Annotated in this window: 24 protein-coding genes; 18 read left to right on the forward strand and 6 right to left on the reverse strand. The window is 35.7% G+C overall.

The features are described 5' to 3' along the window. Window positions 1-91: 91 nt before the first annotated feature. Window positions 92-721, forward strand: a complete 630-nt coding sequence (gene aat / locus FYC62_RS13265) for a leucyl/phenylalanyl-tRNA--protein transferase (RefSeq protein ID WP_149075284.1) — start codon at window positions 92-94, stop codon at window positions 719-721. On the opposite strand, the gene FYC62_RS13270 is transcribed toward aat, so the two are convergent. Together FYC62_RS13270 and FYC62_RS13275 are read right to left on the reverse strand one after the other, a co-directional pair. Next, window positions 722-1,945 carry a TonB family protein gene (locus tag FYC62_RS13270; protein WP_149075285.1) on the reverse strand — a complete coding sequence of 408 codons (1,224 nt, stop codon included), beginning with the start codon at window positions 1,943-1,945 and terminating at the stop codon, window positions 722-724. Next, window positions 1,938-2,486: an RNA polymerase sigma factor gene (locus FYC62_RS13275; protein ID WP_240534731.1), complete on the reverse strand. Its 549-nt coding sequence runs from the start codon at window positions 2,484-2,486 to the stop codon at window positions 1,938-1,940. The genes FYC62_RS13270 and FYC62_RS13275 overlap by 8 nt, the downstream gene beginning before the upstream one ends. A 98-nt stretch (window positions 2,487-2,584) precedes the next feature. Here FYC62_RS13275 and FYC62_RS17680 point away from each other — a divergent pair, with 98 nt between their 5' ends. The 7 genes from FYC62_RS17680 to FYC62_RS13310 all read left to right on the forward strand — a co-directional run bounded on the left by FYC62_RS17680 (window position 2,585) and on the right by FYC62_RS13310 (window position 7,907). After that, entirely contained in the window at window positions 2,585-2,893 is a 309-nt protein-coding gene (locus FYC62_RS17680) for a carboxypeptidase-like regulatory domain-containing protein (RefSeq protein ID WP_240534732.1), read from the forward strand. After that, window positions 2,833-4,437, forward strand: a complete 1,605-nt coding sequence (locus FYC62_RS13280; RefSeq protein ID WP_240534733.1) for a vWA domain-containing protein — start codon at window positions 2,833-2,835, stop codon at window positions 4,435-4,437. The genes FYC62_RS17680 and FYC62_RS13280 overlap by 61 nt, the downstream gene beginning before the upstream one ends. A 3-nt stretch (window positions 4,438-4,440) precedes the next feature. Next, window positions 4,441-5,172 (forward strand): DUF4197 domain-containing protein, encoded by a 732-nt coding sequence (locus tag FYC62_RS13285; RefSeq protein ID WP_039454039.1) that lies wholly within the window; start codon window positions 4,441-4,443, stop codon window positions 5,170-5,172. 6 nt (window positions 5,173-5,178) lie between these two features. Next, window positions 5,179-5,514 carry a tRNA-binding protein gene (locus FYC62_RS13290; RefSeq protein WP_039454037.1) on the forward strand — a complete coding sequence of 112 codons (336 nt, stop codon included), beginning with the start codon at window positions 5,179-5,181 and terminating at the stop codon, window positions 5,512-5,514. Between the two features lie 2 nt (window positions 5,515-5,516). Further along, complete coding sequence (locus tag FYC62_RS13295) at window positions 5,517-5,993, forward strand: nucleoside deaminase (protein WP_039454035.1); 477 nt, start codon at window positions 5,517-5,519, stop codon at window positions 5,991-5,993. Window positions 5,994-6,075: 82 nt separating this feature from the next. Further along, complete coding sequence (locus FYC62_RS13300; RefSeq protein WP_149075286.1) at window positions 6,076-6,678, forward strand: superoxide dismutase; 603 nt, start codon at window positions 6,076-6,078, stop codon at window positions 6,676-6,678. Window positions 6,679-6,899: 221 nt separating this feature from the next. Beyond that, on the forward strand, window positions 6,900-7,907 hold the full coding sequence (locus FYC62_RS13310) for a zinc-binding dehydrogenase (RefSeq protein WP_240534734.1): 1,008 nt from the start codon (window positions 6,900-6,902) through the stop codon (window positions 7,905-7,907). Here the strand turns inward: FYC62_RS13310 and FYC62_RS13315 are convergent. Both FYC62_RS13315 and FYC62_RS13320 read right to left on the reverse strand, forming a co-directional pair. Then, window positions 7,904-8,626: a LytR/AlgR family response regulator transcription factor gene (locus tag FYC62_RS13315; protein ID WP_149075287.1), complete on the reverse strand. Its 723-nt coding sequence runs from the start codon at window positions 8,624-8,626 to the stop codon at window positions 7,904-7,906. The two genes, FYC62_RS13310 and FYC62_RS13315, sit on opposite strands and share 4 nt — an antisense overlap. Before the next feature lie 2 nt (window positions 8,627-8,628). Next, on the reverse strand, window positions 8,629-9,654 hold the full coding sequence (locus tag FYC62_RS13320; protein ID WP_039454019.1) for a sensor histidine kinase: 1,026 nt from the start codon (window positions 9,652-9,654) through the stop codon (window positions 8,629-8,631). 221 nt (window positions 9,655-9,875) lie between these two features. On the opposite strand from FYC62_RS13320, the gene FYC62_RS13325 reads away from it, so the two are divergent. From FYC62_RS13325 to FYC62_RS13335, 3 genes are all read left to right on the forward strand, one after another. Then, window positions 9,876-10,067 carry a hypothetical protein gene (locus FYC62_RS13325; RefSeq protein ID WP_149075288.1) on the forward strand — a complete coding sequence of 64 codons (192 nt, stop codon included), beginning with the start codon at window positions 9,876-9,878 and terminating at the stop codon, window positions 10,065-10,067. 615 nt (window positions 10,068-10,682) lie between these two features. Continuing rightward, window positions 10,683-12,065 (forward strand): DNA repair protein RadA, encoded by a 1,383-nt coding sequence (gene radA, locus FYC62_RS13330; RefSeq protein WP_149075289.1) that lies wholly within the window; start codon window positions 10,683-10,685, stop codon window positions 12,063-12,065. 121 nt (window positions 12,066-12,186) lie between these two features. Continuing rightward, window positions 12,187-12,672 carry a DUF4920 domain-containing protein gene (locus tag FYC62_RS13335; protein ID WP_149075290.1) on the forward strand — a complete coding sequence of 162 codons (486 nt, stop codon included), beginning with the start codon at window positions 12,187-12,189 and terminating at the stop codon, window positions 12,670-12,672. A gap of 153 nt (window positions 12,673-12,825) precedes the next feature. Here the strand turns inward: FYC62_RS13335 and FYC62_RS13340 are convergent, their stop codons facing one another. Both FYC62_RS13340 and amaB read right to left on the reverse strand, forming a co-directional pair. Then, window positions 12,826-13,635 carry a hypothetical protein gene (locus FYC62_RS13340; protein WP_149075291.1) on the reverse strand — a complete coding sequence of 270 codons (810 nt, stop codon included), beginning with the start codon at window positions 13,633-13,635 and terminating at the stop codon, window positions 12,826-12,828. A 52-nt stretch (window positions 13,636-13,687) separates the two neighbouring features. Beyond that, window positions 13,688-15,223, reverse strand: a complete 1,536-nt coding sequence (amaB, locus tag FYC62_RS13345; protein WP_149075292.1) for an L-piperidine-6-carboxylate dehydrogenase — start codon at window positions 15,221-15,223, stop codon at window positions 13,688-13,690. Between the two features lie 270 nt (window positions 15,224-15,493). On the opposite strand from amaB, the gene FYC62_RS13350 reads away from it, so the two are divergent. The 7 genes from FYC62_RS13350 (at window position 15,494) to FYC62_RS13380 (ending at window position 20,805) form a co-directional block, all read left to right on the forward strand. Next, window positions 15,494-16,900 carry a tetratricopeptide repeat protein gene (locus tag FYC62_RS13350; RefSeq protein ID WP_039454797.1) on the forward strand — a complete coding sequence of 469 codons (1,407 nt, stop codon included), beginning with the start codon at window positions 15,494-15,496 and terminating at the stop codon, window positions 16,898-16,900. 76 nt (window positions 16,901-16,976) lie between these two features. Continuing rightward, the gene (locus tag FYC62_RS13355; RefSeq protein WP_039454795.1) at window positions 16,977-17,741 is read left to right on the forward strand and encodes a phosphosulfolactate synthase; all 765 of its coding nucleotides are present in this window, start codon (window positions 16,977-16,979) and stop codon (window positions 17,739-17,741) included. A gap of 34 nt (window positions 17,742-17,775) precedes the next feature. Further along, window positions 17,776-18,567 carry a shikimate dehydrogenase family protein gene (locus FYC62_RS13360; RefSeq protein WP_149075293.1) on the forward strand — a complete coding sequence of 264 codons (792 nt, stop codon included), beginning with the start codon at window positions 17,776-17,778 and terminating at the stop codon, window positions 18,565-18,567. Between the two features lie 9 nt (window positions 18,568-18,576). Beyond that, entirely contained in the window at window positions 18,577-19,158 is a 582-nt protein-coding gene (gldD, locus tag FYC62_RS13365; protein ID WP_039454791.1) for a gliding motility lipoprotein GldD, read from the forward strand. A 148-nt stretch (window positions 19,159-19,306) separates the two neighbouring features. Next, a complete protein-coding gene (locus FYC62_RS17340) occupies window positions 19,307-19,759 on the forward strand; it encodes a TM2 domain-containing protein (protein ID WP_205943725.1) in 453 nt (150 codons plus the stop codon). Then, on the forward strand, window positions 19,743-20,075 hold the full coding sequence (locus tag FYC62_RS13375; RefSeq protein WP_168199449.1) for a DUF2752 domain-containing protein: 333 nt from the start codon (window positions 19,743-19,745) through the stop codon (window positions 20,073-20,075). Before FYC62_RS17340 ends, FYC62_RS13375 begins: the two co-directional genes overlap by 17 nt. 436 nt (window positions 20,076-20,511) lie before the next feature. Then, a complete protein-coding gene (locus FYC62_RS13380) occupies window positions 20,512-20,805 on the forward strand; it encodes a hypothetical protein (RefSeq protein ID WP_149075295.1) in 294 nt (97 codons plus the stop codon). The last annotated feature ends 78 nt before the right edge of the window (window positions 20,806-20,883 follow it).

Below are 20,883 nucleotides of genomic sequence, written 5' to 3' on the forward strand. Positions count from 1 at the left end.
ATGCAGTATGAGTGTATAAATAAAAACCAAATTTTGGACAGCCAAAACAAGCCCTAAGTTTAATGCCTATAAAAATACTTTTGTAACAAAGATGATATTTGAGCTCAGTGAAGATTTAGTTTTCCCTAATCCAGCTTATGCTGAGGACGATGGTTTACTCGCCCTAGGCGGAGATTTATCTGTTGAGCGTTTACTGCTGGCTTACAGCAATGGTATATTCCCTTGGTTTAATGATGATACTCCTATTCTTTGGTATGCCCCACACCAGCGCTTTGTATTATTTCCTGATGAAGTAAAAATCAGCAAAAGCATGAAACAAATTTTAAAACGCCAAGAGTTTCAAATATCTCTAAATAAAGCTTTCGCTGATGTTATTACCGCCTGTGCAACCATAAACCGTCATGAACAAGACGGCACCTGGATTACCAAAGATATGCAAGCTGCTTATATCAACCTTCATGAAAAAGGCTACGCACATGCCATTGAGGTTTGGAAAGATGATAAATTAGTAGGCGGCTTATATGGCGTTTTCATCAATGGTGTTTTCTGTGGCGAATCTATGTTTGCCCATGTAAGTAATGCCTCTAAAATGGCTTTGATATGGCTTTGCCAAAATTTAGAGCTTAAACTTATTGATTGTCAGGTTCATACCTCGCATCTAGAAAGTATGGGGGCTAAAATGATAGACAGAGAAAGCTATCTTAAAATCTTACAGTCTTAATTAGTTAAACCTGATACTTACTTTAAAAGTTTCTGGCTTTCCGTTAGATGAGCCTTGCCACGATGAATAGTTTTTAATCAATTCAATAGCTTTGGCATCAGCCAGTTTATTCAAACTTTTAAGGATGTTAAAATCTTTAAGCTCGCCATTAGGCATAATGGTAAACTGTACTGCAACAGCGCCTCTGGAGCCTGCTAATTTATTATTGGCCTTGATGTATTTTCTAAAATCAACCCAGCCTTTAACCGGACCAGCAATTTTATTGATTTTACTACCATAGCCTACCACAACTACTTCTGATAGTGATTTTTCATCCTCCTTTAACGTGAAGTTTACTTTATTTTGATTAGCCAGCTTTACATCCTCATCTAAAAAACCTAAATAAGAACTGTTAAGCGTTTGCCCTTGTGTGGCAGCAATAGAAAACTCGCCCTCTGCATTGCTAAGCGCTACCTCCTTAGTTTGTTGGTTGGTAATTTGTACACCAGGCAAAGGCAAGCCGTTTTCATCAACTACTTTACCAGAAACTTTAGCTCCTGAGGCTGTTTTACTTAAAGTGGCACTTTCTGGATTTTGTATAGCTACACCAGCAGCCCTTCCAGATAAAGTAGCTACAGCACCAGTAATATCTCTTTTAGCTACTGTACCATAGCCTATAACTATAACCTCGTCTAAATCTAAAGTATCTTTCTTTTGTGTTGCTTCTAGCGGGATAGGCTCTGCTATACCTTGCTCAGAAAATTTACTTTTTGGTTTTTTTATGGTGGTAACCACAGCAGGACTTTCTTCTATGATTTTAAAATTCTCATCCTCTTTTAACGTTTGAGCATCACCGTTAAGGATATTATCTTCTTCTTTCTCGCCTTGTGGCACTTTGGTTATCTCGGGCACATCCTTCATTCTGATAGCCGTATTTTCTATAGGTTGGTTCAGGTAAATACTTACAAAGCCAATAAGTAGCACAACAGAAGCCGCAATAGCCCAACTTGTATAAGCGCCTAAAAATTTTTGCTTACGCTGATGTTTCTCAATGCTTTGTTCTAAACGCTCATTTAAATCAGCTATTTCTTTCGCTTGAAGCGGATGGTTTTGAAAACCATCTAAAGCATCGGCAAGAAAAGGGTCGTCCAGTGCTCTTTGCTCTAATTGTTGCATAGAACGGCTATCCAACTCGTTAAGATGGTATTTTTGTATAAGTTCTATATCTGTTAGTTGCTTATTCACCGTTCTTTTCTATACAAATTTTTAAATTTCTTTTCCCGTTTTGGATATAGCTTTTTACTTTCTGTAACTCGTAACCTGTTAAAGTTGCAACCTCTGCATAACACTTTTGTTGTAGATAGAATAAATCTACACTTAATTTTTGCTCCTCATTAAGACTTTCTAAACAGCGTTCCATTGCTTTTAACTTTTGCTCTTTCTCTTGGCTATCTTCATGATGCAAAAAAGGTTCATTTTCCATAAGCACATCATCAAAAGAAATGGTTATGTTTTTCTGTGCCTTACGCAAAGCCATCAAACAAAAGTTTCTACAAACCACATAAAGCCAGCTTTTAAAATAGCTTATTTCGTGTGTTTTTACTTTTTGTATAAGCTCTTCAAAAATCTGGATAACGGTATCTTTACTAAGCTCCTCATCTTTGAGATATTTTAGAGCCACACCATAAACCAACGGCATATAAGGTTTATACAGCTCTCCTAAGACATTTAAGTCACCAGATTTTTTATACTGTATAATCAGTTTATGGTCTGTAGCTGTATCCAAGTTTAATAGGAGTATTAGATTTTAAATCAATAATAATAAAAATTATTCTGTCTTATGGAATTTTAGCTTTTATAACATCTCATCTAAAAAACTAAAACATGAAAACACTTACATTATTTCTGATGGTCTTTTTCCCGGTATGGGTTTGCGGCCAAATCAACACCAAAACCATAAGCGGTTATGTTTACCAAAGTTCTGATAAAACGCCACTTCCAGGCGTTGCTGTTCAGGTTAAAAACAATCCGAAACAAAGAACGCTTACCAATGCCAAGGGATATTTTAAAATTTCTATATCTTCTAACGATAAGATATTAGCGTTTAGTTTTTTAGGATTTAAAAAAAAGAAGTGGTCATCAAAAAGCAAGCCTCGCTTAAGGTTTATCTTGAGGAAGACAGCAATACCTTAGATGAAGTAGTAATTATGGGTTATGGCGCAGTAGCTAAAAGAGATTTGACAGGTGCTGTATCCGGAAAGGTTGCTGGTTTAGCGCCCCAGCATTATATAATGAATCATCATGCTCCACAAGATTTTAATACAGAATCTTACTCGGCCATTTCAGAAAATGGGTTTAAAACTTCGCTCTCCAATCCGCTATCAACTTTCTCTATTGATGTAGATGCTGCTTCTTATAGTAATATGAGGCGTTTTATCCAAAACGGACAGTTACCACCTAAAGATGCCGTACGTATAGAAGAGCTGATAAATTATTTCCAGTATCCTTATGCGGCACCTAAAGGAAAACATCCTATCCATATCCAAACAGAGATAACAACAGCACCTTGGAACAAGAAACACCAGTTAGTAAAAATCGGCTTAAAAGCCAAACAAATAGCAACGGATAATTTACCTGCCGCCAATTTGGTTTTCTTGATAGATGTTTCTGGCTCTATGCAAGGTCCTAGCAGATTGGGTTTACTAAAAACGGCTTTTAAACTATTAACAGATCAACTTCGCGAGCAAGATAAAGTTTCTATAGTGGTTTATGCTGGTGCAGCAGGCGTAGTATTACCGGCTACTTCTGGCGCTGATAAAACTAAAATTAAAGCTGCCTTAGAGCAATTAGAGGCCGGTGGCTCTACTGCTGGAGGTGCAGGTATTAAAAAAGCCTATGAAATCGCTCGCTCTCAGTTTATTAAAGGCGGCAATAACCGAGTTATTTTAGCTACCGATGGTGATTTTAACGTAGGTGCTTCTAGCGATGCTGAAATGCAACGTCTGATTGAGGAAAACCGAAATGATGGTGTGTTTTTAACTGTTTTAGGTTTTGGAATGGGCAATTTAAAAGATAGCAAGATGGAGGCTTTGGCCGATAAAGGAAATGGCAATTACGCTTATATTGATAATATGAATGAGGCCAAGAAAGTGTTGGTTAACGAGTTTGGTTCTACCCTGTTTACCATAGCCAAGGATGTTAAATTACAGGTAGAGTTTAATCCATCAAAAGTTAAAGCTTACCGTTTAATAGGTTACGAAAACAAGTTGTTAAATAAAGAAGATTTTACTGATGATACTAAAGATGCTGGCGATATGGGTGCTGGCCACTCGGTAACAGCTTTATATGAAGTTATCCCGGTAGGTGTGCAAAGCGCATTTGTGAAAAAGGATGACGATTTAAAATACCAAGAAGCAGGTAGCATCAAAAATTCGGCTGAGTTATTGACGGTTAATGTGCGTTATAAAAATCCGGGAAACGAAGAAAGTATTTTATTGAGTCACCCTTTCATAGCCGCTGATGCTTCTCTTGAAAAAACATCAACAGATTTAAAATTTGCGGCTGCTATAGCTACATTTGGAATGTATTTAAGAAATTCTGAATATTTACAAGATTTTAATTTCGCCGAATTGCTCACTTTAGCAAAAGCTGGTAAAGGCGATGATAAAGAAGGGTACCGGGCCGAGTTTATACAACTGATAGAAAATGCTCGTTTAATAAAATCATCAAAAGAATAAAACATGAAAAAAATTGCTTTAGCAGCAGCTATTACAACTACTTTTTTATTAAGCAGTTGCGAAACTTTAAACCAATATGCAGGTGCTTATGGTGGTGTACTTAACCAGGTAGTTACACCAACCCAAACCGAAATGAGTATGGGTTTAAAACAAGCCTTAGAATTTGGTACTAATTACAGTGCCGATAGATTATCTGCCAAAGATGGTTTCTTAGGCAATATGGCTGTTAAGATTTTATTTCCTGATGAAGCCAAAAAAGTAGAAAACACTTTGCGTTCTTTAGGTTTAAACCAGCTTTGCGATAATGTTATCTTGAGTTTAAACCGAGCTGCAGAAGATGCCGCAAAAGAAGCTAAGCCTATTTTTGTGGCTGCTATAAAGCAAATGACTTTTCAGGATGTAAGTAATATTTTATTAGGCCAACAAGATGCTGCTACCAATTATTTTAAAAGAACAACCAGCAGTTTATTAGCGCAAAAATTTAGACCTGTTATAGAAAGTAGCATCAATAAAGTGGGGGCTACCCGTTACTGGACGGATGTTACCACCCGGTACAATAAAATACCTTTGGTAAAACCTATACAAACAGATTTAACAGGTTATGTTACCGATAAAGCTATAGCCGGCCTATTTGTAGAAATCGCTCAAGAAGAGTTAAAAATAAGACAGCAAGCAGCAGCAAGGTCTACGCCTTTATTGCAAAAAGTTTTTGGTTACGCAGCCACTAAAAAATAAAGGGTTATGGAGTTTATCAACTGGGCAGATTTTGAAAAAGTTGAGCTAAGGGCAGGAACCATTATTGAAGTAGCACCTTTTCCGGAAGCAAAGAAACCCGCTTGGAAGGTGAAAGTAGATTTTGGTGAGCTAGGTCTTAAATGGTCTAGCGCACAAATTACTACTCACTATCAGGCAGAAGATTTAATAGGCAAACAAATTATAGGTGTGGTAAATTTTCCAAAAAAGCAAATAGGCAAGTTCATGTCTGAGTTTTTAGTTACCGGTTTCCCGGATGAAAATGGCGCTATTGTACTGGCCACAACAGAGCATAAAGTACCAAACGGAGCAAAATTGATTTAGATATGCGTTACACATTTGGCGAAGAGCCTGAAATATCTACAGACGAGTTTTACATGAAAGAAGCCTATAAGGAAGCTTTATTGGCCTTAGCGGCTGATGAAGTGCCCATTGGCGCTATTGTTGTAGCCGCTAATGGTAGAATTATTGGCAGAGGGTATAACCTTACAGAGCGTTTAAATGATGTTACAGCCCATGCAGAAATGCAAGCTTTTACAGCGGCAAGCAATGCCATGGGGGGCAAATATTTAAAAGATTGCACTTTATATGTAACCATGGAGCCTTGTGTAATGTGTGCTGGCGCTTCTTACTGGACACAAGTAAGTAAAATTGTTTTTGGAGCTTACGATACCCAAAGAGGTTTTAGCAGGGTTAGTCCTTCAATATTACACCCCAAAACTATTTTTGTAGGGGGCATTTTGCAAGAAAGCTGTGGAGATTTGGTACGTAAATTTTTTCAAGAGAAGAGAAACAAATCTTAACATTAATAAAACAAAAAATACTTGTAGTACTTTATCTTTGTAACTATTAACTCATATTGTTAAATCTTAAAATAAATAAATTATGGCTTTTGAATTACCAGCGTTACCATACGCAACTAACGCATTAGAACCACATATTGATGCTACTACAATGGAAATCCACCATGGCAAACACCATGCTGCTTACGTTACCAATTTAAACAAAGCTTTAGAAGGTAAAGAAGACGGTTCTTCTATTGAAGAAATTTGCCAAAACATTTCTGCTTACCCTGCTGCGGTAAGAAATAATGGTGGCGGTCACTACAATCACTCTTTATTTTGGGCTGTAATGGGTCCAAATGCTGGTGGCGCACCAAGTGGCGAGTTGGCTGATGCTATTAATGCAGCTTTTGGTTCTTTTGAAGATTTCAAAACTAAATTTGCTGAAGCAGGTGCTACTCGTTTTGGTTCTGGTTGGGCTTGGTTAATTGTTGCTGATGGTAAATTAGCAGTAACTTCAACTCCAAACCAAGACAACCCTTTAATGGATATTGCTGAGGTTAAAGGTACGCCAATCTTAGGTATGGATGTTTGGGAACATGCTTACTACTTAAAATATCAAAACAAACGTCCTGATTATATTGCTGCATTTTGGAATGTAGTAAACTGGGATGCTGTTGCAGAGCGTTTTGCAGCTGCAAAATAATTTGGCATTATTTTAATGCTTAAAAAGCGGGGGGAAATTCATCTCTCCGCTTTTTTATGATCTATGAAAAAATTATCCATCCCAAGCTTATTGCTTTTGTTAACCCTGTTAAGCAGTTGCGAAGCTATAGGTACTATTTTTAAAGCTGGTTATTATGTAGGTATATTTGTTGTGGTGATTATATTGGTCATCATATTTTTTATATACAACAAATTTAGAAGATGATGAAAGCTTTAGTGCTTCACGGCATAAAAGAACCCCTTAAATTAGAAGAAGTTAGCAAGCCTACACTTAACGCTGGCGAGGTATTGGTAAAGATAAAAGCAGCAGCTTTTAACCGTAGAGATTACTGGATACAACAAGGTAAATATGCAGGCTTAAAGTTCCCTATTACTTTAGGTTCTGATGGCTGTGGTGTTATAGCAGAAGTTTTTGACGATGCCAACCAACACTGGATAGGCAAAGAAGTAGTTATAAACCCTTCTTTTAACTGGGGCGATGCTCCAAATTATCAAGGAAAAGATTTTAAAATATTGGGTTTGCCAGATGATGGTACTTTTGCAGCATATGTTAAAGTACCTGTAGCACAAGTTTACGAAAAGCCTAAATATCTAAACTATATAGAAGCGGCAGCTTTCCCCTTGGCAGGATTAACCGCATACCGAGCTTTATTTACCAAAGCACAACTTCAAAAAGATGAGAAAGTACTCCTCGTTGGTATAGGTGGTGGCGCAGCTACTTTTGCTTTACTTTGGGCTATTCATGCAGGTGCTGAGGTTTATGTAACCTCTGGTTCTGATGATAAAATAGCCAAAGCAATTACACTAGGAGCAAAGGGTGGTATAAATTATAAAAGCGAAAGCTATGATACAGATTTACAAGCCTTAGCTGCCGATGGTTTTGATGTGATTATTGATAGCGCTATTGGTGAAGGTTTCGCCAAGCATTTAAACCATGTAAAACCTGGTGCTCGTTTGGTTTTCTTTGGGGCTACAGCCGGAGATTTACCTCCTCTAAATGCCCGTATCATCTTCTGGAAACAACTACAAATTATGGGCACTACTATGGGTACGGCTCAAGAATTTGAGGATATGCTGCAATTTATGACCAAACATGAAATTAAACCTGTGGTAGAAAGTGTTTTTGCTTGTGAAGATGCAGAGCAAGCTATCCGTTTAATGGATCAATCAGACCAGTTTGGAAAGATTGTTATCACATTTAACGATTAAACATTTCTACTCTCTATAGCTTTAAAAAATCCATCCCGGTAGGTGTCTCCTATCGGGATAATTTTATCTCCAATAGTAATCCGGCTACGTTCTATACTTTCAATTTTATCTAAAGCAAGAATATAAGATTTATGTACCCTGATGAATTGATGCTCTGGTAAAACATCCTCCATTTTTTTCATGCTTTGTAGGGTAATAATACGTTCTGTTTTGGTATAGATGGAGATATAATCTTTCAAACCCTCTATAAACAAAATATCATTCAAGTATATTTTTTGGATTTTATGCTCTGTTTTAACGAAAATAAAATTATTGATGGGGGCTGGAGCAGCATTAGTTTCTACAGGAAGCGGAGCAGCTACATTACATAACAATTGTTGTGCTTTTTGTGCTGCTTGGTAAAAACGCTCAAAAGCTACTGGCTTTAATAGATAATCAACCACATTAAGTTCGTAACCTTCTAAAGCATACTCTTGGTAAGCGGTAGTTAAAATAACCTTACACTTTCCGTTAGCAATTTTTAAAAACTGAATGCCTGTAAGTTCTGGCATTTGTACATCTAGGAAAACCAAATCAGCTTCGCCATTTTGTACGGCCATTAAAGCTTCAATAGGGTTTTGGTAGCTCTTAACTAAAGTAAGAAAAGGTATTTTCTCAATATAATCAGAGATTATATCAATAGCCAAAGGCTCGTCATCTACAACAAGGCAGCGTATCATGGCTATAAATTTAAATATAATTCGCAGAAATAATGCTCTTCGCCATCCTCTACGGTAAGTTTATATTGCTGTGGATAGGTGAGGTCTAAACGTCTTTTAACATTTACCATACCTATACCACCAGTTTGATCTTTGTTTTGCTTATTCTTAAGGTTACGCAAAGTAAAAAGTATAGTATTTTCAAAAAGCGATATATTGATGTAAATAGGGTTACGCTCATCTGTTGCTACACCGTGTTTAAAGGCGTTCTCCACAAAAGAGATTAAGATTAAAGGCACAATAACTTGGTCTTTAACTTCGCCCTCTACCTCTAAAACCACATGTGCCCCTTCTCTAAATCTTAGCTTTTGAAGCTCTATATAACTTTGCAGATAATTAATCTCTTTAGCCAAATTTACCCTGCTATCATTACTCTCGTAGAGCATATAGCGCATAATTTCTGATAGTTTTAGAATAGCATTTGGCGTAGCATCAGATTTTTGATAGGCCAAAGAGTAAATATTATTAAGCGAGTTGAACAAGAAGTGTGGGTTTATTTGCGATTTTAAAAAAGCCAACTCTGCCGATAAACTTTGCTTTTCTAAATCGCTTTTCTCTTTCTCGTTAAAAAACCAATCGACCGTAAATTTATAAACAGTACTTATGAAGATGAAGAAACCATTGGTTAAGAAAAAAGAAATCATGTTTGCCCAAAACTCTTCATTGGCTATTTTTTTTCCCTCTATGGTGATGTCTAAATTGCTGAGCTTAAACATATAAAAGCTTTCGGCATATTTAATCAGAGTGAAAAACACAACCACAATAAAGCAGGAGAAAAACCACCAAAAAAACTTCCTTTTATTTAATGTTGCCGGAATGATGATGTACAGGTTAACGTAAAAAATAATTACGTTAAGGATAGACATATTGATGAAGTGGATGTAAAAACCTTTGCTAGAGTTAAATCCGCCGGAAGCTACCAAGGTAAACAGGGCTATTAAAAAAGCCCATACCATGCCATGTAGCATTATTTTCTTTCTCCAGTTCATTTTCTCTAATGTCTTAAAATTATCGGTTTTTACGCCTTTTTCTAATGCTTTTTTCTACCAACGCCGATATTTTATCTACCAACGGGCATTTCCACTAAAAATGACTTTATCTAGCAAAAAGGCTATTCGTCTTTAAATATAGCGGCTTAGTATAATACTTTTTAGGAAGCTAAAAAGATGGTGAATATTTGTTTCAACAAAAAAGATAAAAACTAAATAAAATGAAAAATATATCAACCTCTGTATCGCCATTTATTATGTTAATAGTTCCTGTAGTTTTAATTTTAGGACTTTCATTAGGATTAAAACAACAAAAAACAGAAGAAGCTTTTGCAGCAGATCATAAAAGTAAAGCTACTTTATTGGTAGAGGCTAGTGTTTCTTCTTTGGTAAGTGTGATGTTAAAAAAATAAAGGCAATTGGGTTTAAGCCTTTTAATATCTTTCAAATCTGTTATATATCTCAAAATTTGGCCTTTACACACAAGGCTTTCCGGCCTCATAGGCGGCCAACCCTATTTACTTTTTTCTTGAAAAAAAGTGCCCAAAAAACGAGGAACGAGTTCATGAATGCCTAAGAAAAACCATAACCAAAAAATGAATAAATCCTGCCTACCGGCAGGCAGGCAAGGCTGATGAATATTTTGTCGTTGCGTCTAAATAAATCTTTATCCACAATCCTGAGTAGTGTGAATGGTTTTACTTGATGAAAGTATCTACGACACCCGTCGGATTGTTTCCCGATACTGCTTAATAAAAGTTTCTACAAAAGATTTATTTGACTTCGCTTCCAAATCTTCATATGCCACACTCGTTCTTCGGAAAGATTTTTTTAGTAATTAAAGTTAGTTCCTAAATATCCGACTTAAAAAAGTCTTTCTACTTTCTAATCTGTACTTTCTACTTTAAGAGGACATTTCACATTCCGCAGGATAACATAAAACCACGTCCATCCTACTAAAGAAACATCAGCCCTTGCAACTGTGGCAATAAACATCGTACTTCGTAAAGGAACAAAACAAAATTGCCTTGGCTAAAACTAAATCTTCTTATTTCTGTCAGAGTTGCGGATACGAATCTGCTAAATGGTTAGGTAAATGCCCTTCATGCCAGCAATGGAACACTTTTGTTGAAGAAGTGGTAGAGAAAAAATCTAGCGGCGTACCCGATTGGAAAAGTGCTGGAACTGCATCACACAGCAGGGTAAACAAGCCATCAAAAGTTCAAGAAATTGTATATACAGAAGAACACCGTTTGGTTACACCAGATAAAGAACTAAACCGTGTGCTTGGTGGTGGTATTGTTGGTGGTTCATTGGTATTGATAGGTGGCGAGCCGGGCATAGGTAAATCTACCTTGATGTTGCAATTGGCCCTTATTGTGCCTAAACTAAAAGTACTTTATGTATCTGGCGAGGAGAGCGAGCAGCAAATCAAGCTCAGGGCAGAGCGTATATTAGCTAAACCGGTGTCAGACTGTTATATCCTCACAGAAACATCAACACAAAATATATTTAAGCAAATAGAGCTTCTTGAGCCTAATTTGGTGATTATCGATTCTATTCAAACCTTACATTCATCACATATAGAATCTACTCCGGGAAGTGTTTCGCAGGTGAGAGAATGTACGGCAGAACTTTTACGTTTTGCTAAAGAATCATCAACACCTGTATTTTTAATTGGGCATATTACCAAAGATGGAATGATAGCCGGACCAAAAATATTAGAACACATGGTAGATACCGTTCTGCAGTTTGAAGGAGATAGACATCACGTTTACAGAATATTAAGAGCTATTAAAAACAGATTTGGCTCGGCATCAGAACTAGGTATTTATGAAATGGAAGGAACAGGGCTTAGAGAAGTTTCTAATCCTTCAGAAATACTGTTATCGCAAAGGGAAGAGCCTTTAAGTGGCGTTACCATATCGGCCACTATGGAAGGCATGCGCCCTATGCTGATAGAAACCCAGGCATTGGTAAGTACATCGCCTTACGGTACACCACAACGTTCCGCAACAGGTTTTGATACCCGCCGTATGAACATGCTTTTAGCCGTTTTAGAGAAAAGATGCGGATTTAAGTTAGGTGCAAAAGATGTTTTCTTGAATATAGCGGGCGGTATAAGGGTAGAAGATCCTAGTATAGATTTAGGCTTGGTAGCAGCAATAATTTCTTCGCATGAGGATATTCCGGTTTCTTATAAAATTTGTTTTGCTGCCGAGGTAGGTTTATCTGGAGAGATTAGAGCCGTTACCCGGATAGAGCAACGTATTGCAGAAGCCCAGAAGCTGGGTTTCGAGCAAATTTTCATCTCTAAGTACAACAAAAAAGGTCTAGATATCAGTAAGTTTAAAATCGAGATTAAAACCGTAGCCAAAGTAGAAGAAATGTTTAGCTTGTTGTTTGGATAGTTAGCTCATCGTAAAAATTTATATTTTTCTTCATCGTTAGGATTTAAATGAGGAAGAAAAAGCCCATTTTTGTTATGCATTATTCTTGTACTACCCAAGCAAGAAATCAAATAATTTAAAGATGAAAAGAATATTACTACTCTCTTTTACTGCTGTTTTTGCCATATCATGTAATTCTATATCACAAAAGGTAGAGTTAAAAGGGCCACAATTAGTTAAAGGCACAACTTATGGCGATTCTGTTTTTGATAATAACATACAAAGTTTAGAAGCTGTTAAATCTGTTGCAGAAAAATCTGGCGCTACCGAAGCTAAAATTACGGGTGTGGTTACAGAAGTTTGTCAGAAAAAAGGATGCTGGCTAAAAGTAAAATCAGCAGAAGGCGAAGATTTACATGTAACCTTTAAAAACTATGCTTTCTTTGTTCCTGAAGATATAGCTGGTAAAACAGTTGTTTTAGATGGTATTGCCAAAATAGATACCGTTTCTGTAGAAACTCAAAGACATTATGCAGAAGACGCTGGAAAATCTCAAGAAGAAATCAATAAAATAACTACTTCTAAAGTAAAACTTAGCTTTGAAGCTAAGGGAGTAGTAGTGATGTAAGGTGCTTAGTTTAGTAATAAAAACGAGGCGGTCTCAAAAATCATATTTGTCACATTGAGCGGAGTCGAAATGTTCTCTGATATGCTCAGAAAAGGCTTCGACTCCGCTCAGCTTGACACAAAGTAGTAGTTTGAGACAGCCCCGTTTTTTATTTTACGGCTGTATAGAAACAGTTCTTTCTGTTGGGTTAAAGGCATTACTAACGGTTTTACCGTTTTTATCTACCAGCTCAATCCTGATTTTTAAATTACCTGCTGGTGCGCCTTTAATAAAATAAGGTGTCCAATTATCTACTGTAAAAGAAGTATCGGCAACATTAACCTTTACTTTATAGTCTTTAGCAGAAAGTTTAGCATTGTAAACAAAGAAATCTAACAAGACATTTTTAGCATCCTGACCTTTATAATCTCCCTTTGGTCTGCTGTAAAATAGCATGGGCTCTTTAGGTGTAGGAAGCGATACAAATTTCCCATTTTCATCAATTTTAAATTTAATTAAAACAGATGCTTCTGGAGATTTTACCGATAAATGGTAAGACCTAGACAAGAAATTAAGCAAATAATGCTCGCTATTTTTAGCCAATTTAACCGTATTGGTTGGCTTGTATAAAGCTTGGTAAGGTTTATTATCTAAAATAAAATGGATGTGTTGCCCTTCAGCAGAGTTAGCACAATGCTCTTCAGGCATGTTTTCTGTTTGCTTGGTAAGCTCGTAATTCTTCACATCAAAGTTAAAAGTTACCTTCACAGAGTCGGTACCCAATGGTTCTGTAGTTATATTGCTCATGCTAAGTTTTGCATTAGGGAACTCGTTACTTTCTTTAAGCGCTTCTATACTAAGACCTTTATGGTCTTTACCGCTATGTTCTTGATGATTATGGTGTGTTTGGCTATTGGCAACTGCCAACTGAAGCATTACTGCTGTAGCAGTTAATAAGGTGTGTCTTAAATTTAATTTCATCATCGTGATTTTTATGTATGCTATTTAATATTAAAGATAAAGGGTTTAAAAACATTTATATATCAAATTTTATGCCTTGTGCTAAAGGAAGCTGTGTTGAATAATTGATGGTATTGGTTTGCCTTCTCATATAGGCTCTCCAAGCATCAGAACCAGATTCTCTACCGCCTCCGGTTTCTTTTTCACCACCAAAAGCACCGCCAATTTCTGCACCAGATGTGCCAATATTTACATTTGCAATACCACAATCAGATCCATTAACGCTTAAAAACAGCTCGGCTTCTCTTAAATTATTCGTCATGATGGCAGATGATAAGCCTTGCGGAACATCATTCTGTATAGCTATAGCTTCATCTAAACTTTTGTATTTCATGATATACAAAATAGGCGCAAAAGTTTCTGTTTTTACGATATCAAAATGAGGTTCTACTTCAGCAATACAAGGTTTAACATAACAACCCGAGGTGTAAACTTCGCCACTTAAAACTCCGCCTTCAACAATAAAATTTCCGCCTTGTGCCTTGCATTTTTCTATAGCAGCTAAATAAAGTGCTACGGCTTGCTTATCTATCAACGGACCAACATGATTTTGCTCATCCAAAGGGTTGCCAATTTTAAGTTGCCCATAGGCTTTAACGAGTTTTTCTTTAAAAGTATGGTAAACACTTTCGTGGATGATTAACCTACGGGTAGAAGTACATCTTTGTCCGGCTGTACCCACAGCACCAAATACTGCCCCTATAAGGCTCATATCTAAATCTGCTTCGGCAGATATGATGATGGCATTATTGCCTCCTAATTCTAATAAATATTTACCCAGTCTAGCAGCAACAGCCTGCGCAACCGCTTTACCCATTCTGGTAGAACCTGTTGCAGATAATAAAGCAATTTTACTATCACGAGCCAGTTTTTCTCCTAAAATGCTATCACCACATAACAAACAAGAAACACCTTCTGGTACTTTATTTTCTTCAAAAACTTTTGAGATAATTTGCTGGCAGGCAATGGCCGTTAAAGGTGTCTTTTCTGATGGTTTCCAAATACAAACATTACCGCAAACCCATGCTAGGACTGCATTCCAAGTCCAAACTGCAACCGGGAAATTAAAAGCCGAGATGATACCTACCGCACCTAAAGGATGCCACTGCTCATACATACGGTGTTGCGGTCTTTCAGAATGCATGGTTAAACCATATAATTGTCTGGATAAGCCAACAGCAAAATCACAAATATCTATCATCTCTTGTACTTCTCCCAAACCTTCTTGCAGGCTTTTTCCCATCTCATAAGAAACTAAAGTGCCTAAAGCACTTTTATGCGCTCTTAAGGCTTCTCCTATTTGTCTTACTATTTCGCCACGTTTGGGTGCTGGCCAATTTCTCCAAATTACAAAAGCCTTTTCTGCTTGTTCAACCGTTTTATCATAAACCTCTTTAGAGGCAAAACTTACTTTGGCAATCTCTTCGCCATCAACTGGTGAGAAAATACTCGTCAGGTTTTCACCGTAAAACCAATGGCTGCCTGTGCTACTCCCTTTGTTTATTTCCTTAATATTTAGCAATTGTAAAATATGCTGAATTTTGTTTTCCATGATGTGCTGTTTGATAAGGATTAAATATCGGGCTAAATTTTTGCATTCTTTAATTAACAATCATAAACTAAAATGTTTAAAAAAATATAGCTCAAAAAAGGCTTTGTATAGCATTAATTATCAATTAATTAAGATAGGAGGTGTCTATTTGTTGAAAAATAAATCCTTTAATTAATATCATAAATTATAATTTGAGAGTAATTATGTTCTGTATACTAGGCATTATCCAATACTGTACAGAAAATTACGTTCTCTATAATATTAACAGTCATGGAAGAAGAAGAATTTGACTTTGAATTTTCTGAGGATCCAAAACAATCCGTAGAGCGTTATGAGGAAATGGTTCGTAACCAGGATCAGTATTTTTTTGATGCCCACGTTTTTGAAAATATCATTGATTACTACATAGAGAAAAACGACCCTGTAAAAGCCTTACAGGTGATAGATTATGCCGTATTGCAGCATCCTTTTGCGGCAATGTTTTTAATTAAACAGGCACAATTGTATGTTTTTACAAATGAAATTGACAAAGCCTTTGCTTCTTTAGACAGAGCAGAGTTATTAGAACCCTCAGAAGGTGATATCTACCTCATTAGAGGAAACATCTACGAAAGCTTAGAACGTCATGAAGATGCTTTAGAAAATCTTTTAAAAGCATTAGAAATGGCCGAATCTAAAGATGAGGTTTTAATGCAAATTGCTTATGTATACCAAAACATGGGCGATTATGATGAGGCTGTAAATTACCTAAAACGCTGTTTAGAAAATAATATGGAAAACCAAGATGCACTTTACGAGTTGGCATTTTGTTATGATGTATTAGATAAACAAGACGAAAGCATACAGTTTTATAAGCAATATATTGATAACGAGCCTTACTCTTTTGCTGCTTGGTACAATTTGGGTAACGCTTACCATAAAATTGGCCTTTTTGAAAAAGCTATTGATGCTTACGATTATGCTATTTTAATTAAAGAAAACTTCTCATCTGCCTACTTTAACAAGGGCAATGCTTTGGTACAATTAGATAAATATGCCGAAGCTATAGAAGTTTATAAGCAAACTTTTGAATACGAACCGCCAAATGCCGATACCTATTGCGCTATTGGCGAATGTTACGAGAAGTTAGAGAAAATGGATGAAGCCCGTTCTTATTACAAAAAAGCTGTTAAAATGGATACCAAACTGGCTGATGCCTGGTATGGTATTGGCGTTACGCTTGATTTTGAAGAACGCTATTTTGAATCGCTACATTTCTATAAAAAAGCCCTTAATTTGGATGATCAAAACCCAGATTTTTGGTTCGCTATGGCTGATGCTTACTACAAGTTAAACAACTTAGAAGAATCTGTAAAGGCTTATGAAAAAGTGGTTGAGCTTAATCCTTTAGATGTAGAAGCTTGGTTAGATTATTCGTCAATAGTTTTTGAACAGAGCAATCTTAAGCTTTGTATCGAAATTATTGCAGAAGGCATTAAAAATAATCCAGATTCTGCCGAGCTTTATTACCGCCTGGTAGCCTATTTATTTGCCGATGGGCAGTATAATGAGGCTTTAACACAGTTGCAACTGGCATTAAATACAGATATAGATAAACATTATTTATTGTTTGAATATCTGCCTCAGCTGCAAGACAACAAGGTTATTATCGATATCATTAACAGATTCTCTAAATAAGATTTCAAGAATTATAAAATCAAAAGCATCTAGTTAATAGAGTTTTGAATTTTTTTTTGAATTTTTGCACCCGAATATGAATTACACACTTAAAAATATTCCTGAGCGTACGCAAAAGCCACGTGAGAAAGGATTAACCATGGTCATGGATAAAGGCTTAAGCCTTCGCCAGGTAGAAGACTTTCTGGAAGTTTCGGGTACACACACAGATATTGTTAAATTAGGATGGGCTACATCTTACGTAACCCCTAATTTAAAGGAGAAATTAAAACTTTATAAAGATGCCGGCATACCTGTTTACTTTGGCGGTACTTTATTTGAAGCTTTTATCGTAAGAGACCAGTTTGATGATTACCGTCGTGTTTTAGAACAATACGGTATGCAGTATGTAGAAGTTTCTGATGGTTCTATAGAAATAGAGCAGGATGAAAAGTGCGAATATATTAGAAAGCTAAGTAAAGATTTTACAGTTATTTCTGAAGTAGGCTCTAAAGATGCTACCAAAATTTTTGCTCCTTATAAATGGATACAACTCATGAAAACCGAAATTGAAGCCGGTTCATGGAAAGTAATTGCAGAAGCAAGAGAAGGTGGTAATGTAGGTATCTACCGCGATTCTGGAGAAGTAAGACAAGGTTTAGTTGATGAAATACTAACTCAAATACCAGAAGAAACCATCATCTGGGAAGCTCCTCAAAAAGCGCAACAAGTTTGGTTTATAGAGTTAATAGGTACTAATGTAAATTTAGGAAATATTGCTCCGGCAGAAGTTATCCCGCTAGAAACCATCAGATTAGGTTTGCGTGGCGATACATTTAGTCATTTTTTGAATAAGAAGTAAAGGATACGGTTTAAATACCGTTCCAGACAGATTGATGAAGAAATTTGGATTAATTGGCTACCCTTTAGGCCACTCTTTTTCTGAGAAATATTTTACAGAAAAATTTGAGAAATTAGGTTTAGCAGAGCATGAGTATAAGCTTTATCCGCTTCAAAATTTAAGTGATTTTCCGGCGCTACTTAAAGACGATAAAGATATTTGTGGGATAAATGTTACCATTCCGCATAAAATAGGCATCATGTATTACCTGGATGAAATAGACCCGGTGGCCAAAGAAGTTGATGCTGTAAATTGTATTAAAGTTACCCATCATCATGCTGTAGGTTCTTTATTTTCTGGCGAGTTATGCACCATGAATGCGCATAAACCAAAATTAAAAGGTTTTAATACCGATGTTTATGGTTTTGAGCAATCTTTAAAACCTATGCTAAAAAGCTACCACAAAAAAGCGCTAGTTTTAGGTAATGGTGGCGCTGCAAGAGCCGTTAAATATGTGCTAGAGAAGTTAAAGATAGATTACACTTTTGTTTCTCGTAAGCCTTATGGCAATATTATTTCTTATCAGGATTTAGGTAAAGAAGTTGTTAAAGAGCATAAAATCATCATCAATACCAGCCCGGTTGGTACGTATCCTCATATAGAAGAAGCGCCGGCTATCCCTTATGATTTTATTGATGATAAGCATTTATTTTACGATTTAATTTACAACCCCCAAGAAACCACCTTCTTAAAAAGAGGTAAAGAAAAAGGGGCTCAAATTAAAAACGGTTATGAAATGTTAGAACTACAAGCAGAGAAATCTTGGGAAATCTGGAATTCTAAATAATTATACCCTATGAGGCTATTAAATGTATGGATTTGTATAAGTTTTGCCGCATTTATACTAGCATGTAATCAGCCTCATTTTAGTCCAAAACCAAGAGGATATTTTAGGATAGAATTTCCTGAAAAGCAATATCAAACTTTTTCCTCAACTGCCCCATTTCAATTTGAGTATCCGGTATACGCCAATATGTATCCTGATAGTTCTAAAAACGCCCAACCAAATTGGTATAATTTAACGTTTCCTACCTTTAATGCTAGGTTGCATATTAGCTATTACCCTATTGTTTCTCAGCAAGAGTTTATACAACTCACAGAAGACTCAAGAAAATTAGCCTTTAAGCATACGGTTAAAGCTACCGGAATAGATGAAGCTTTAATCACCAATAAACAAGATCAAGTTTACGGCATTTATTACACTATAAGCGGTAATACAGCATCAGCCAACCAATTTTTCTTAACAGATAGTAGCCGCCATTATCTTAGGGCAGCTTTGTATTTTAACGAAAAGCCCCAGCAAGACTCTATACAACCCGTGATAGATTTTATCAAAAAAGATATGGATAAAATGATTAAGACTTTTAAGTGGAGATAGAAATTACTTTAACTTTATTAGAAATATTTGATTTCTAAAAGCAAATACAGGAAACTTAAATATCTTTAAAAGACATTAATTTATTTTTATAAAAATGTATTTGTATTATAGATTAAATTTATAGTTTAGCCTTAATAAACTTAATTTTATGAAAAAAATAATTTTTACTCTATTAACAGCGGTTTTAATTACGCTAACATTTAATCAAACTAGGGCTGCTTTTCCTGTAGCACAAAAAACAAACGATGCTTCTAAAATAATCAACACTGTTACTCCAGTAACTGTTGAAGAAAAAGTTGCTAGTACAGAAGCTGTAAAAGAAAACCTTAAAGCAGACACTAAAAAGAAGGTAAAAAAAGAAAAGAAATCTTTTGTTGAACGTGTTATGGCAGCAGGTGGTAAAAGCCAGCTTGTAGCTTTATTACTAGCGTTCTTTGTTGGTGGTTTAGGTATCCATCGTTTTTACCTAGGCTATACTTGGCAAGGCGTTGTTCAACTATTAACTTTAGGTGGTTGTGGTATTTGGTCGTTAATTGATTTTATTAGAATTATTTTAGGAGATCTTCAGCCAAAGAATGGTCCTTATGACAAAACTTTATAAGTTAAAGCATAACAAATATTTTTTAGCCGCTAAGTTAATTTGCTTAGCGGCTTTTCCTTTGTGGCTTATTTCTATTCCTAAAACATCATTTGATGACCATAGTCAAACCTTATGTCTATTTACCTTATTAACTGATATAGAGTGCTACGGTTGTGGCTTAACAAGAGCCTGTATCAGATTAATAAATTTAGATTTTGTAGGCGCTTGGAACTTTAACAAAGTTTCTTTTATAGTTTTCCCTATTTTGTGCTTCTTGCTACTTCAAGAATTCATCGTTACAAGCAAGAAATTTTTAAAGCTTATCAATCTTAAATGAAATCCATAATATCTTTTTTTTAGCTCTTTCCCTTTTCAACACCTTTTCTTATGCTGATAGTATTGAAGAAGAATATCTAGGAACTATAACTGTTAAAGGTATAGGAGACTATACCTATAAATTAAACCTATTAATAAATGGGGAGAAATTACTAGGAACATCAGTAACTAATATTGGTAATAAGGATGAAGCTGTTGTTAACATTTTAGGTTCTGTTAATCAAGAAGGGACAATAAGATTCAAAGAAACCAGTATTATTAAAACAAAAATAAAGGAAGATAAATCTATTATTTGTTTTATTGAGGCTACTTTAAATAGAAAAAATGTTGATGGTATAGATTTTCTAGAGGGTACTTTTACAGGGAGAGATAAAAGAAAAAACATTTGTGGCAGTGGAACTATTAGATTAATAAAAAAGATTTCTAATATTCAACAATTGTCTAACAGCTTTACCATTGCGAATACCACTACCTCTATAGAGAGATTATCAAATCATTTAGTTAACATTATACCATGTACTAGCAATAAAGTAAAAGTTAGAATTTTTGATAATGGTAAATTAGATGGTGATGAACTTAAAGTTATTTACAATAATAAAGTATTAAGAGAAAGAATAAACCTTAACAATGAAGGGAATATTTTTGAGCTAGAGTTAGCTCAAAACACCAATAATTTAATGCAGGTATTTGTTCTAAGTGAAGGAAATTACCCCCAAATACTGCAACTATAGAAGTTACTTCAAATAACCAGGTAAGGGTTTATCAGCTAAACTCTTTATTGAAAACCATGATTAATATCAAATTTGAAT

This window comes from Pedobacter aquae, assembly GCF_008195825.1.
Taxonomy (GTDB): domain Bacteria; phylum Bacteroidota; class Bacteroidia; order Sphingobacteriales; family Sphingobacteriaceae; genus Pseudopedobacter; species Pseudopedobacter aquae.

Coding starts and splice junctions, on each gene's coding strand:
- FYC62_RS17340 (WP_205943725.1), top strand. CDS start 19,307: ATGAAAAAAATAATTTTTACTCTATTAACAGCGGTTTTAATTACGCTA.
- FYC62_RS13355 (WP_039454795.1), top strand. CDS start 16,977: ATGAATTACACACTTAAAAATATTCCTGAGCGTACGCAAAAGCCACGT.
- FYC62_RS13360 (WP_149075293.1), top strand. CDS start 17,776: ATGAAGAAATTTGGATTAATTGGCTACCCTTTAGGCCACTCTTTTTCT.
- FYC62_RS13325 (WP_149075288.1), top strand. CDS start 9,876: ATGAAAAATATATCAACCTCTGTATCGCCATTTATTATGTTAATAGTT.
- FYC62_RS13340 (WP_149075291.1), bottom strand. CDS start 13,635: ATGATGAAATTAAATTTAAGACACACCTTATTAACTGCTACAGCAGTA.
- FYC62_RS13375 (WP_168199449.1), top strand. CDS start 19,743: ATGACAAAACTTTATAAGTTAAAGCATAACAAATATTTTTTAGCCGCT.
- FYC62_RS13290 (WP_039454037.1), top strand. CDS start 5,179: ATGGAGTTTATCAACTGGGCAGATTTTGAAAAAGTTGAGCTAAGGGCA.
- FYC62_RS13310 (WP_240534734.1), top strand. CDS start 6,900: ATGATGAAAGCTTTAGTGCTTCACGGCATAAAAGAACCCCTTAAATTA.
- FYC62_RS13335 (WP_149075290.1), top strand. CDS start 12,187: ATGAAAAGAATATTACTACTCTCTTTTACTGCTGTTTTTGCCATATCA.
- FYC62_RS13320 (WP_039454019.1), bottom strand. CDS start 9,654: ATGAACTGGAGAAAGAAAATAATGCTACATGGCATGGTATGGGCTTTT.
- FYC62_RS13295 (WP_039454035.1), top strand. CDS start 5,517: ATGCGTTACACATTTGGCGAAGAGCCTGAAATATCTACAGACGAGTTT.
- FYC62_RS13350 (WP_039454797.1), top strand. CDS start 15,494: ATGGAAGAAGAAGAATTTGACTTTGAATTTTCTGAGGATCCAAAACAA.
- gldD (WP_039454791.1), top strand. CDS start 18,577: ATGAGGCTATTAAATGTATGGATTTGTATAAGTTTTGCCGCATTTATA.
- FYC62_RS13285 (WP_039454039.1), top strand. CDS start 4,441: ATGAAAAAAATTGCTTTAGCAGCAGCTATTACAACTACTTTTTTATTA.
- FYC62_RS13300 (WP_149075286.1), top strand. CDS start 6,076: ATGGCTTTTGAATTACCAGCGTTACCATACGCAACTAACGCATTAGAA.
- FYC62_RS13315 (WP_149075287.1), bottom strand. CDS start 8,626: ATGATACGCTGCCTTGTTGTAGATGACGAGCCTTTGGCTATTGATATA.
- amaB (WP_149075292.1), bottom strand. CDS start 15,223: ATGGAAAACAAAATTCAGCATATTTTACAATTGCTAAATATTAAGGAA.
- FYC62_RS17680 (WP_240534732.1), top strand. CDS start 2,585: ATGAAAACACTTACATTATTTCTGATGGTCTTTTTCCCGGTATGGGTT.
- aat (WP_149075284.1), top strand. CDS start 92: ATGATATTTGAGCTCAGTGAAGATTTAGTTTTCCCTAATCCAGCTTAT.